General features: G+C 44.9%; 11 protein-coding genes. 2 read left to right on the forward strand and 9 right to left on the reverse strand.

Annotation, left to right across the window (positions count from 1 at the left end):
• Positions 1-229: 229 nt before the first annotated feature.
• Positions 230-1,546 carry an adenylosuccinate synthase gene (locus tag L1D22_RS05885; RefSeq protein ID WP_239829046.1) on the reverse strand — a complete coding sequence of 439 codons (1,317 nt, stop codon included), beginning with the start codon at positions 1,544-1,546 and terminating at the stop codon, positions 230-232.
• A gap of 172 nt (positions 1,547-1,718) precedes the next feature.
• Here L1D22_RS05885 and L1D22_RS05890 point away from each other — a divergent pair, with 172 nt between their 5' ends.
• Positions 1,719-1,907 carry a DUF2065 domain-containing protein gene (locus L1D22_RS05890; RefSeq protein WP_010434105.1) on the forward strand — a complete coding sequence of 63 codons (189 nt, stop codon included), beginning with the start codon at positions 1,719-1,721 and terminating at the stop codon, positions 1,905-1,907.
• 162 nt (positions 1,908-2,069) lie between these two features.
• Here the strand turns inward: L1D22_RS05890 and hflC are convergent, their stop codons facing one another.
• From hflC to tsaE, 8 genes are all read right to left on the reverse strand, one after another.
• Positions 2,070-3,047 carry a protease modulator HflC gene (hflC, locus tag L1D22_RS05895; RefSeq protein WP_239829047.1) on the reverse strand — a complete coding sequence of 326 codons (978 nt, stop codon included), beginning with the start codon at positions 3,045-3,047 and terminating at the stop codon, positions 2,070-2,072.
• Positions 3,048-3,049: 2 nt separating this feature from the next.
• Positions 3,050-4,252, reverse strand: coding sequence for an FtsH protease activity modulator HflK (gene hflK, locus L1D22_RS05900; protein ID WP_123924419.1), 1,203 nt, complete (start codon positions 4,250-4,252; stop codon positions 3,050-3,052).
• 27 nt (positions 4,253-4,279) lie between these two features.
• Positions 4,280-5,587, reverse strand: a complete 1,308-nt coding sequence (gene hflX / locus L1D22_RS05905) for a ribosome rescue GTPase HflX (protein ID WP_017059928.1) — start codon at positions 5,585-5,587, stop codon at positions 4,280-4,282.
• Positions 5,588-5,631: 44 nt separating this feature from the next.
• Positions 5,632-5,895 carry an RNA chaperone Hfq gene (gene hfq, locus L1D22_RS05910; RefSeq protein WP_239829048.1) on the reverse strand — a complete coding sequence of 88 codons (264 nt, stop codon included), beginning with the start codon at positions 5,893-5,895 and terminating at the stop codon, positions 5,632-5,634.
• A gap of 193 nt (positions 5,896-6,088) precedes the next feature.
• On the reverse strand, positions 6,089-7,021 hold the full coding sequence (gene miaA, locus L1D22_RS05915; RefSeq protein ID WP_176680793.1) for a tRNA (adenosine(37)-N6)-dimethylallyltransferase MiaA: 933 nt from the start codon (positions 7,019-7,021) through the stop codon (positions 6,089-6,091).
• Between the two features lie 168 nt (positions 7,022-7,189).
• Positions 7,190-9,367: a DNA mismatch repair endonuclease MutL gene (gene mutL / locus L1D22_RS05920; RefSeq protein WP_239829049.1), complete on the reverse strand. Its 2,178-nt coding sequence runs from the start codon at positions 9,365-9,367 to the stop codon at positions 7,190-7,192.
• Between the two features lie 103 nt (positions 9,368-9,470).
• Complete coding sequence (locus tag L1D22_RS05925) at positions 9,471-11,192, reverse strand: N-acetylmuramoyl-L-alanine amidase (RefSeq protein WP_239829050.1); 1,722 nt, start codon at positions 11,190-11,192, stop codon at positions 9,471-9,473.
• Positions 11,186-11,650: a tRNA (adenosine(37)-N6)-threonylcarbamoyltransferase complex ATPase subunit type 1 TsaE gene (tsaE, locus tag L1D22_RS05930; RefSeq protein WP_017632706.1), complete on the reverse strand. Its 465-nt coding sequence runs from the start codon at positions 11,648-11,650 to the stop codon at positions 11,186-11,188. The genes L1D22_RS05925 and tsaE overlap by 7 nt, the downstream gene beginning before the upstream one ends.
• A gap of 222 nt (positions 11,651-11,872) precedes the next feature.
• On the opposite strand from tsaE, the gene queG reads away from it, so the two are divergent.
• Entirely contained in the window at positions 11,873-13,015 is a 1,143-nt protein-coding gene (gene queG / locus L1D22_RS05935) for a tRNA epoxyqueuosine(34) reductase QueG (protein ID WP_239829051.1), read from the forward strand.
• Positions 13,016-13,337 lie beyond the last annotated feature (322 nt).

Below are 13,337 nucleotides of genomic sequence, written 5' to 3' on the forward strand. Positions count from 1 at the left end.
CCATGATATCTGTATCGGCAATAACCTTGACGGCTTTAGACAAAACTTGCCGCTAATGGGCAATATTTTGCCAGATGGCGTTCAAAAGATCATCATCTACTGTTTCGATACTAAATTACAGGTATTAAAAAGCCGACTTAATAAAGTCGGCTTTTAGAAAACTATTTCATTATCAGAGCACTTCAATTATCAAAGCACTTTATGTGCTTTGGTAATCACTCAACAGGCATTACGCGCTGTATGGGTGAACCTTGATGATAGTTTCGTTACGATCTGGACCAGTTGATACGATATCAATTGGAACGCCAGTTAGGTCTTCGATACGCTTGATGTAATCTAGAGCAGCTTGTGGAAGCGCGTCGATAGATTTAGCACCAAATGTGTTTTCAGACCAACCAGGCATTGTTTCGTAGATTGGCGTCGCTTCTTCGAATGACTCTGCAGCCATTGGAGAAACTTCTAGGATAGAACCGTCTTTCATCTTGTAACCAGTACAGATTTTCAGTTCTTCTAGGCCATCTAAAACGTCTAGTTTAGTTAGACACATACCAGATAGAGAGTTGATTTGGATTGCACGACGCATAGCAACAGCATCGAACCAACCAGTACGACGTAGACGACCCGTTGTTGCGCCAAACTCGTGACCAACATCGCCTAGGTGCTTACCAACTGGGTCTTGCTTCTCAAGGCCATCGTATAGCTCAGTTGGGAATGGACCTGAACCAACACGAGTACAGTAAGCCTTAGTAATACCAAGGATGTAACCGATGTGACGAGGACCGAAACCAGAACCTGCAGCAACACCACCAGCAGTCGTGTTAGAAGACGTTACGTATGGGTAAGTACCGTGGTCGATATCTAGTAGCGTACCTTGAGCACCTTCGAACATGATCTTGTCGCCGCGCTTGCGTGCTGCGTCTAGTTCGTCAGTAACGTCGATAACCATCGCAGTTAACATGTCTGCGTAGCTCATCGCTTGCTCAAGAACTTCTTCGTAGCTTACTGTTTCAGCTTTGTAGAAGTGCTCTAGTTGGAAGTTGTGGAATTCCATAACTTCTTTTAGCTTCTCAGCGAATGCTTCTTTATCGAAAAGGTCGCCAACGCGTAGACCGCGACGAGCAACTTTATCTTCGTAAGCTGGACCGATACCACGACCCGTTGTACCGATAGCTTTAGCGCCACGAGCGATTTCACGCGCGTTGTCGATAGCAATGTGGTACGGAAGAATTAGAGGACAAGCTTCAGAGATGAAAAGACGTTCACGTACTGGAATACCGCGATCTTCAAGAGGCTTCATTTCTTTAAGAAGTGCGTCAGGCGATAATACTACACCGTTACCAATAACACATTTAACGTTATTACGTAGGATGCCTGATGGAATTAAGTGAAGAACGGTTTTTTCACCGTCAATTACAAGTGTGTGACCTGCATTGTGACCGCCTTGGTAGCGAACCACGTATTTTGCATCTTCAGTTAAAAGGTCAACGATTTTACCTTTACCTTCATCACCCCATTGGGTGCCTAGAACGACTACGTTATTTCCCATCTTTCCAATTTCTGTTGCTAATTAAAAATGGATTCTAGCACTGAATCACACTTCTTGCAGTCACTTTTTGTTCATAAACGTTAACGCTGTACAAAAATAAACCAGCGATATTCGAACGAAGATATGTAAAGATACTGATATCATTGTGTTTTTATAGACAAAAGGCAGAAGCATGTCTCAATCAATTTGGCTCGCTATTGGGCTTGTTCTTATCGTCGAAGGGCTTGGTCCCTTAATTGCGCCCAATGGTTGGAGAAACATGGTCGCTCAACTCAGTGAGCAGCCAGACACTCAACTGCGCCGTATCGGAGGCTGCCTTGTTGTTGCGGGAGCGGTTATCGCATTCATGACTTATCGTTAGGCTTTCTCAAAGTACAACCCTGTTGAGCGGCTCCCCTGAGATTCCAAAACAGTGAATTATCAGCTATCAGAAAACAAAAAGGCTCCCATAATGGGAGCCTTTTTAATTTTAGTGTATTTCGCTACTTGAACTTAGCATTCGCTTTTCAACGAACGAATCAGCTTATTTTGCTTGAGCACCGCTTGCTTGATTCATGTATTGGAAGAAGTCTGTCTTCGGATCCAGTACTAGAATGTCGCTCTTGTCGCTAAATGATGTCTCATAAGCTTGCAGTGAACGCATGAAGCCAAAGAACTCAGGATCTTTGTTGAAAGCATCAGAGTAGATCTTCGCAGCTTCTGCGTCAGCATCACCACGAGTCACTCGAGCAGTACGGTCAGCTTCAGCAAGAACAGTCGCGACTTCTAGCTCAGCTTGAGCGCGGATAACTTCTGCTTTCTCACGACCTTGAGAACGGTGTCTACGAGCAACCGATTCACGTTCTGCACGCATACGGCGGTAGATAGATTCACTGATTTCGTCAGGAAGGTTAATCTTCTTCATTCGGAAATCAACAACTTCAACACCTAAATCAGCCATCGCACTTTCTGACGTTCCAGATAAAACGTTTTCCATGATTTTATCGCGTTCGCCATCAACTTCTAGTGCTTCTGCAGCCGCTACCGTTGTCACAACTTCGCTATCAGCAGAGTCTGGCAGGATGTCCTTATTACGAGGGCCTGATACGATCTGCTTAATTTCACGAGAACCAATCTCAGAACGAAGAACATCTGTCACTTTACGCTCAAGAAGTGCTTCTGCCGTCATGATGTTGCCGCCGCCAGTACTCAGATAAAAACGTCCAAAATCAGCAATACGCCATTTCGCGTAGGTATCAATTAGAACGTCTTTTTTCTCTGATGTTACGAAACGGTCAGAACGACCATCCATCGTTTGAATGCGAGCATCAAGTACTTTTACGCGATCAAACATTGGCAGTTTAAAGTGCAGACCTGGTTCATAGATTCGTGATACGCCGTTGTCATCAAGAACTCGACCAAAACGAATTACCATGCCACGCTCGCCTTCTTGAATCACAAACAGTGACATCAATAGAAGAGCAATCGTCACAACTAATACAGGGATCATTAATTTACGCATTATTAGTATCTCCCTTGGCGTGAACTGTCTGAACGAGTTTGAGTGCTAGACTTTGGATCCGCTTGAGTTTCTAACTCAATTTGATCGTAAGTTGATGGTGCTTTTGCAGGGCGAGTGCCCGACTGAGAACCACCTTGTGCGCCTAGCTTATCAATTGGTAGGTATAGCAAGTTACCGCTTGATTCAGAATCAATCAGGACTTTAGATGTGCTTGAGTACACTTTTTCCATTGTATCTAGATACATACGGTTACGTGTTACTTCAGGCGCTGCTTGGTATTCAGGTAGCAGTTTCTCAAACTGAGCTACTTGACCTAAAGCACCATTAACTGTGCGCTCTGAGTAACCCACCGCTTCTTTCTTCAAACGCTCAGCACGACCTGTTGCTTTTGGAAGAATGTCATTTCGGTATGCTTCAGCTTCACGTTCGAAACGCTCTTCATCCTCACGAGCCGCGATTGCATCATCAAATGCATCTTTAACTTGCTCAGGTGGACGTGCTGACTGGAAGTTCACGTCAACAATAAGAATACCCATATCGTAGCTATCGATAATACGGTTTAGTGTTTCTTGAGTGCTTTGACGAATCTGTTGACGACCGCTGGTTAGGATACTATCCATTAGTGAGTCACCAATTACTGCACGAAGCGCAGAATCTGTCGCTTGGCGTAAGCTGTCGTCCGCATTCGTAACACGATACAAGTACTTGTATGGGTCAGAAACACGGTATTGAACACCCATTTCAACGGTCACAACGTTTTCGTCTTTAGTCAGCATGGTGCCTGACGCGCGTAGAGAACGAATCGCTTGAACGTTTACTAGCTGCTCATCTTTGATTTCATCGATGAAGCGTGGGTGCCAGTTAAGACCAGGTTCTTCGATACGGTCGAACTGACCCAGTCGAAGTACTACTGCTCTTTCTGCTTCGCCAACGGTGTAGAAACCCGCGAAGAACCAGATAGCAATCGCGATAACGGCAATGACACCAAAGCCAATTGCACCGCCACCACCGATAGATGGTCCGTTGCCGTTGCCACCCTTTTTACCAAACTTGCCACCTAACTTTTGACTTAGTTTGCTAAAAACTTCGTCTAGATCTGGCGGTCCTTGATCTCGGCCACCGCGATTATTTTTATTACCCCAAGGGTCATTATCGCGGCCGTTATTATCGCCGTTATTGTTATTTCCAGGCTCATTCCACGCCATTAGAAAGCTCCATCATTTGATATGACGTTATACTGTAGCAGTCTCTTTGGTAACGATAAAGTCACCTAAGAGCGCCCCTTCTCTTTTTTCAAGTTTAGACCAATCTATTTGTTGCATTCGGATATCTATCAACAAGTTACCATTTTCATCATACTCTTCCTGTTGAATACATTTCATCTCGAAGAATAAGCTGCGAATACGGCCCTGATGTTGATGTGGAATACACAACCGGAATTGAACCATCTGGCTAGCTAAACGCTCAGTTAAAGCTTCAAACAGCAGTTCAATACCTTCTCCTTCCATTGCAGAAACCCAAACAGCGCGAGGTGCGCCCTCTTCGTCTCTTTCAATTCGAGGTTTTTGGTCTTCCATGCAGTCAATCTTGTTCATGACTACAAGGGTTGGCACTTCATGAGCATCGATTTCTTCTAATACTTCATGAACCGCCTGAATGTTCTCACGAAAGCGGTCATCACTGGCATCAACAACATGTAACAAAATGTCAGCTTCCTGCGTCTCTTGTAACGTAGCCTTGAACGCAGCGACCAAGTCGTGTGGTAGATGACGGATAAAACCTACGGTATCTGCGAGAATTGCAGGCCCGACATCTGCCAAATCAATCTTACGTAGTGTTGGATCTAGGGTTGCAAACAGTTGGTCTGCAGCATAAACACCTGCACTAGTGATTCGATTGAAAAGTGTTGATTTCCCTGCGTTGGTATAACCAACCAAAGAAATCGTTGGGATTTCAGCTCGATTACGAGCGCGTCGTCCTTGTTCACGCTGTTTAGCTACTTTCGCTAAACGACGCAATATTGCCTTTATACGGTCACGCAACAAACGTCGATCGGTTTCCAGTTGAGTTTCACCTGGACCACGAAGGCCAATACCACCTTTCTGCCTTTCAAGGTGAGTCCAACCACGAATCAGTCGAGTAGAGATATGACGAAGCTGAGCGAGCTCAACTTGTAGCTTACCTTCGTGAGTTCGTGCACGTTGTGCAAAGATATCTAAGATCAAACCCGTGCGATCAATCACACGACATTTACACAATTGCTCGAGGTTTCGCTCTTGGGCAGGAGAGAGGGAGTGGTTAAAAATCACAATTTCAGCACCGGTTAGCTGAACAGCTTGTGCGATTTCTAGAGCTTTACCTTCTCCAACGTAGTATTTAGGGAGTGGGGATTGTCGGCTACCAGTAATCACTTGTAGCGTTTCTACCCCCGCAGAGGAGACCAGCATTTCACATTCGCTCAGGTCTTCCCATTCTCCCTCTTGCGTGAAGTTGATATGAACAAGTACGGCTCGCTCGCCGGATTCATAACGGTCAAACAAGCAACCAACTCCTTATTACAGCGCAAGCTGTATCAATTGAACGATTAATCTTCAGTCTTCTCTGGGCGATCAGATGACGTGCGTTGCTCGCCGCTGTGGTGACTTACTGCACGTGCAGGTACCACAGTAGAAATAGCATGCTTGTAAACCATTTGGTTTACAGTGTTCTTCAATAAGATCACGAATTGATCGAAAGACTCGATCTGACCTTGCAGCTTAATGCCGTTAACAAGATAGATAGAGACTGGAATGCGCTCACGACGGAGTGCATTTAGGAATGGGTCTTGTAGCGATTGCCCCTTAGCCATTTTATTTTCCTTATTTGTATTTTGTTGTAATTATTTAGCTAGTGGTGCACAAAAAGGTGCGGCCTTTGCATCTGAGCTAAATGAATAAAAAAACTCCGTTGTTATTGAAAGGCTGTGATTTTTTAAAAGCCTCAATAACGGATCCTTTCCAGAGTATATTCACGCAAAAGCGATCACATTATACACAGCAATACTAATCAGATGCTATTGCATCTGAAAGAGTTTCTAACGCTTGTTCAATGTTTTCGCTATCTAACCAAGTTAAATCATCCCAGCTGCGCAACCAGGTGATCTGTCGCTTGGCCAACTGACGGGTTGCACAGACACCACGGAAAACCGCTTCGTCTAAATCACAATTACCGTCTAAATAATCCCACATCTGCCTATAACCAACGCATCGGATCGATGGTAGCTCAGGATGAAGATCTTCTCTGGCGTACAACGCCTTCATTTCCTCTTCAAAGCCCGCTTCAATCATCTTCTCGAAACGCAGCTCAATGCGGCGATGGAGTTCAGTCCTTTCCTTGGGAGCTATAGCAAATTGTTTTACACGAAATGGCAGGCTATCGCCTTTCGTTTGAGTTAGCTCAGTTAATGTTTTACCCGAAATTCGATAAACTTCCAATGCCCTTGAAAGCCTTTGTGGATCATTTGGGTGTATTCTTTCAGCGGATACGGGATCTATCTCTCTTAATTGATCATGCAGAGCCTGCCAACCTTGCTCGATAGATTCTGCTTCAATCTGCTTACGAATCTCTTGATCCGCTGCGGGTAATGGCGATAAACCTTCCAACAATGCCTTGTAGTAAAGCATTGTTCCGCCAACAAGCAGCGGAATTTTGCCTTCCGCTACAATTGCATTCATTTCATTGATCGCATCACGACGAAAATCTGCCGCAGAGTACGCTTCGCTTGGATCAAGAATATCAATCAAGCGATGAGGCGCGAGCGCAAGCTCTTCCGCATCCGGTTTAGCGGTGCCGATATCCATGTCTTTGTAGATCAATGCCGAGTCGACACTGATGATCTCTACTGGGTATTTCTGACGTAAGCGGATAGCTAAATCTGTTTTTCCTGAGGCCGTTGGGCCCATTAAAAACAACGCTAAAGGTAATTTTTCAGTCATGATATTTAGTATTTGTTTCTCTGTTATAGCGCTTTTTAGCAAAGGGCTTTATATCGCGATACATTCCGCTAAAAAGGGATGTCATCGCCAAAAGTTAAATCATAAACAGCCTAAGCCGTAAATAAGCTTAATTTATCTAAAACTCAGCGGTGAAAATTCACCTACAAACTAAGCCATAAATGCCGCAATTGTCGCTGAAAAGTCGATAGGATTAACAAACTCTGGATCATCTAATGGAAGTAGACCATGCCAAAGTTGTTCAAGTTCCCCAACTAATTGAACCGCTTCAGATAAAGTGTAGTCGCTTTTTACTTGTGCGGTTTGAATCCCGATCCAGTTAACCAAGGATGGCAACAGGTCGTTAGACTGCTTCACTGTGCTCTGAGCATTTATTGAAGCCGCGTACGATAACAGATCTGGGATCAGAATTTGTAAGTTTTGCTGCCTCAAAGGAGATGGCACCCCCATCACCATCACAGCTTCACTGTTTCGAGCTTTAAGCTCAATCCCCAGCAATGCCAATGTTGGACTCAGCGCCTTCGCCACCTCAACCAGCTCGCTACCAAGCTTGATGGATAACGGAACCAATAACGGTTGGCTTTTTAACGCGCCGCCTCGAGTATCAAGCTGACCAACAACACGCAATAACTCCGCCTTGGCTAAGGAAACCAAAACACAGCCATTCTTGTTGCCCATCAGGAGATACTGACGCTCAACAATCGAGACTGCTTTCCCTAAATCCGTCACTGGTGCTCTTGGCTTGGAGCTAACTGGTTTCTGTTGAACAGTCTCTGCTTCTGCAGGCGTTGTTTGCACCAACTGTTCTTGAGGAGGGGTGAGCTCCACAGTGTGCTCATCAAAGTCTGGCGTTTTTAAAAGCTCTTTATAGGCTTTAACTTCGCGCTTTGAAGGTGCTGGCTCAGCATGATGTTGGTGTGGTTCTTTTTCTTTCTTCGGTGCAGGTCGAGACTCTATCCACTCTTGGCGAGGAGAGCCGGTAAAACTGTTTTCACTAGCAGACGAGCTTCGGCCAGCTGATGAACTTGGACTGGTTGATGAGCTTGGGCTAGCTGATGGAGCATAGTGTCGCCCGCCATCATTAACGCTGTGTTGAGGCTTATCATGAGCCTGCTCAGATTCGGCTTTTCTTGGGTAGGCTGGTGTTTGCTCAATCGCATGTCGCACTCTTTCAGAAACCTGAGATTGTTCCGAATGAGCTGGGACATTGCTTTCTTGAGCGCTAAAACTCGTCGTCTCTTCCGCTTCAGGCACAGAACTACCTTGTTGATAGTGAGTGCCTTCTGACTGATGGAAAGCGGATTGATTAATAGGTGCAGCATCAATCTGCTTGCTCTGTGCTAAGCCATCACTCAATGCTTGGTAAATAAAGTCATGCACAAGGCGCGCTTGATGGAAACGAACTTCATGTTTTGCAGGATGAACATTCACATCGACTTGATGTGGGTCCAACTCAATAAACAACACGTACGTTGCGAATTGGTCTGGACGCAGACTGGTCTCGTAACTTTGACGAATCGCGTGATTGATCAGTTTGTCACGCATCATACGGCCATTCACATAACAGTATTGCAGATCGCTTTGCTGCCTAGCCCCTTCAGGTGTGGTGATCCACCCATGAAGCTTTAACCCTTGGTGTTCAAGCTCAATCTTAAGCATGTGACGAACAAACGCATTACCACACACTGCAGCGATGCGCTTCTCAGCCTGAACATCGGTTTTTGCCGCACGATACTGACGAATCATTTTACCGTTATGACGAAGATTGATCGTCACATCAAAACGGCTCAATGCGATGCGTTTCAACAGTTCATCAATATGAGTAAATTCGGTTTTCTCTGTGCGTAAGAACTTGCGACGAGCAGGCGTGTTGAAGAACAAGTCCAACACCTCAACAGAGGTACCAATGGGATGTGCCGCAGGCTGCAGCTTCACCTGCATATCTCGGCCTTCACTGTGTGCAGCCCACGCTTGATCTTGAGTCGCAGGGCGTGAAGTCATGGTTAAGCGCGCAACAGAGCTGATACTCGCTAACGCTTCACCACGGAAGCCAAGGCTGATGATCGCCTCTAGGTCATCAAGAGTGTGGATTTTGGAGGTAGCATGACGACTCAGTGCCAACGCAAGCTCATCTTTAACGATACCTTTACCGTTGTCACGAACGCGGATCATCTTGGCGCCGCCTTTCTCGATATCAATATCGATACGTGTCGCACCAGAATCCAAACTGTTCTCAACCAGCTCTTTTACAACAGAGGCTGGCCTTTCTACCACTTCACCCGCTGCGATTTGGTTCGCTAAGCGAGCTGGCAGTATTTTGATCGTCATATTAATTGCTACCTTACTGCCATCGATGAAAACGCTTTTACGTTTATGTTCGCACTTCTAAGTTAGTATTCTCACGCTTAAAGTCACTGAGTTGTTGCCAAAATTATTTATGCGGAATAATCAGAACTTGGCCTATCGCCAGTTCATCAGAGCGTAGCTTGTTCGCTTGGCGAATACTGTTAACGCTCACGCCATATTTCGACGCAATTTTGCCAAGGTAATCGCCTCTTGCGACTTTATGTTTGCGCAGAGGGACATCCTTCACTTCAACCGTAATACGTAACTTTTGGCCTACTCTCACCGTCTCTGATTTCAAGCGGTTCTCACGTTTAATATCTGCTACCGATACTTTGTAGCGGCTGGCTATCTTACCTAGGTATTCTCCAGACTTAACCGTGTGAGTGATGGTCTTAGTTTTAACAGCACTGCTTGATGATGAGCTTGAAGCGTTGCCCGGAATCTTCAACACTTGACCGATCGCTAGGCTGCTTGATTTCAGGTTGTTCAGTTTCATCAAGGCCTGTGTTGACGTGCCATATTTGCTCGCGATCACCGATAAAGATTCGCCACGAGACACTTTATGCTGGCTCACACTACCCGTTGATGATGTTGCATTCGACAAGATAATCCCTTCAGGCGGGTTGGCTTTCAAATACTTCACCACGGCTTTGGTTACAGCACGCGCAAGCTTGTCTTGGTGCGAACGTTGGAAAAGCAGCTTCTCTTCCGTCGGGTTCGAAATAAAGCCAGTTTCGACTAGTACCGATGGAATCTGTGGTGAACGCAATACTGCCAAACTGGTGTTGATCGGTTTGCTGTTGTGTAGCTTAGACACCTTGCCCATTTCAGACAGAATAGCCGTTGCCAACTTATAACCTTCTTTTTGCGAGTGGCTGAACTGTAAATCCAACAAGGTTTGGTTCACGTTTTTATCATGCATATTACTTGTGAACGCCACACCGCTGCCACCAAGCAGCTCTGATTGTTTTTCTCTATTCTCAATCCAACGTGAAATCTCAGTATTGGCACGTCGAGTGTTCAACACAAACACCGAACCACCTCTTGGTTGAGGCGTCGTAAAGGCATCGGCGTGAATAGAGATCAACAAGTGAGCTTCATTCTCACGAGCAATCGCAACACGTCGATTCAGGTTTACAAAGTAGTCCGCATTGCGGGTCATACGAGTTTTGATCCCCGGAATCGCGTTCAACTGAGCAGCGATCTTTTTCGAAATGCTGAGAGTCGCATTCTTTTCATATTTACGAGATGGGCCGATTGAGCCTGGGTCTTCGCCACCGTGACCAGGGTCAATCACGATCAGAATGTCTTTCTGACGTTTCACCTGATTAATGTCCTTGCTTACAGTCGGCTTACTCGGCGTTGTAGCTGGTTTGCTTTTACTTTTCGCACCGTGAGGGAGATCGATAACCAAGCGGTGACCATATTGACCACCCGGCGTCGGGCTCAGTTTAAAGAGCTCAGCATTAGAAGATTTCTTTAATTCAAAAACTAAGCGATACGTCCCTTTCTGTGGTGGAGAGCTCTTACGAACTTTCGATAACACAGGGCTATCTTTCACCACGACAGGTAGCTTGGTTGCTAACTCTGTATTTTTTAGATCGACGACTAAGCGACTCGGGCTACTCAGGGTGAAATAGCTAAAGTCGACTTCTGATTTGAGATCGATAACCACACGAGTTTCTTCAGGTGAAGGCCAAACCCTCAAACCTTTCAGTGAATTCGCAGAAACAAGTGATGAAAACAATAAAGAGAAAACAGCAGCCATCATGGCTACTGTTGAAAAAAGGCGTTTAGAAATCAACATAACTCCAACTGACTAAGTAAGCGCTGTCCGTATTCACTATTAGCGGTTAAAGAAACAATACGGTGATCGTCTTGGTAACGAATATCAATATCCATATCCGCTTCTGGCAGCATTCCATAGCCTTTTTCAGGCCATTCAACCAAACAGATCGCGTCAGGAGTAAAGTAATCACGAATCCCCATAAACTCGAGCTCTTCAGGATCGGCTAGGCGATATAAGTCGAAGTGATACACCTGCCAATCTGCAAGTTGATAAGGTTCAACTAGAGTATACGTTGGGCTCTTTACATTTCCTTGATGGCCAAGTGCTTTTACAAAGCCACGACTGAACGTCGTTTTACCTGCGCCAAGATCACCATGCAGATAAATAGTCGTCTGCTGTGAGCAAAGATTAGAAAGCTCCGTTCCTAGTTGAATCGTTGCTTGTTCATCTTTCAAAGTAAATTGTTTAGTGCTCATGAATACGTTCTCTAAAAATCGATCGTTGACTATATAAAAATCAAAAGAACAAGAATAGTAAACCGTGATGCTTTTGGGAGACAAGCACTCAAGTGTAAGTTCTATGAAAAATACTGATCAAAACACGTCTGTTCTGGTCAATACCACTAAGATCCGTTAAGATCCGCCCCCATTTTTGCCGAACCTAATTTTAATTAGCCTTATCTTTATAAGAATGAAGCCATGAACCTAGACCATCTTGCTGAAAAAATTAAAATTTGGGGAAAAGAATTAGGCTTTCAAAAAGTTGGCATCTGCGATGTTGATTTAAGAGAACACGAAGCTCCTCTCCAAGCATGGCTAGATGCAGGTAATCACGGCGAAATGGATTGGATGGCTCGACATGGAATGATGCGAGCACGCCCTGATGAGCTTCACCCAGGAACAATTCGAGTGATCAGCGCCCGAATGAACTACCTACCACCAGAAGCTCAATTTGCCTCTAACCTAAGCGATACCACTCAAGGCTATATCAGCCGTTACTCTTTAGGCCGCGATTATCACAAATTGTTCCGTAACCAGTTGAAAAAGCTGGGACAAAGAATAGAGAAAGAGATCGAAGGTTTAGACTCACGCCCTTTCGTGGATTCAGCGCCTATTTTGGAAAGACCACTTGCTCAAAAAGCAGGACTTGGTTGGACAGGTAAACACTCACTCATTCTCGATAAAGACGCTGGGTCTTGGTTCTTCTTAGGAGAGCTACTGGTTAACATCCCTCTTCCTGTCGATCAGCCTAGCGTTGACCAGTGTGGTAAATGCACCGCATGTATCACTTCTTGTCCTACTGGGGCCATTATTGCTGATGGCGTTGTGGATGCGCGCAAATGTATCTCGTACTTAACCATCGAATATGATGGCGTGATCCCTGAAGAATTTAGAGACGCGATAGGAAACCGTATTTACGGTTGCGATGATTGCCAATTAGTTTGCCCGTGGAATCGTGAAGCTGATATCACAGAACAAACTGACTTTCACCGCAGAGAAGATTTCCAAGAAGCTAATCTTGTCTCCCTTGCAAGTTGGGACGAAGCAACCTTTCTGAAGAAAATGGAAGGTTCAGCAATAAGGCGCATTGGTCACACCCAATGGCTACGCAATATTTTTGTCGCGATGGGCAATGCACCATTCCAACAACGTATTGTTGAAACGCTTGAGTCTCATCGAGGGGAAAGTGATTTATTGGATGTGCACATTGAGTGGGCTTTGCAAAAACAACTACAGCAGTTACCCAACTCAAATAGCGTGCAAGAAGGCAGCAGCAAAATCGCCACGAAAAAGCACAGATTGATACGTATTGTTGAGAAAGGCCTTCCAAGAGATGCCTAGCCCTTTAAGTATCAAGGATTGTCTCGTTACACCACATCAGCAGTCCAATATTTAAGACAACCCGTTGCACATAATTTTAGAACAATGTTTGACCTTGTTCTCAATTTTAACAATGTGGAAAAAATTCAGATCTCTCGTAAAATTCCGACACCCGCACAAAGTTAAACACAGTGCTGATAAATGATTAAGATCAAAAAACAACAAGTTAACGATCTTTTATCAAATTAAAGATGCACAGCTAACCTTATAAAAAACAGCAAGTTACCGAAACTGCAATTCAGCTAATATATTGAAAACAAGAAAGATCTTTTTGAGATATATA

It is taken from the genome of Vibrio sp. Isolate34 (genome assembly GCF_022397915.1).
GTDB lineage: Bacteria > Pseudomonadota > Gammaproteobacteria > Enterobacterales > Vibrionaceae > Vibrio.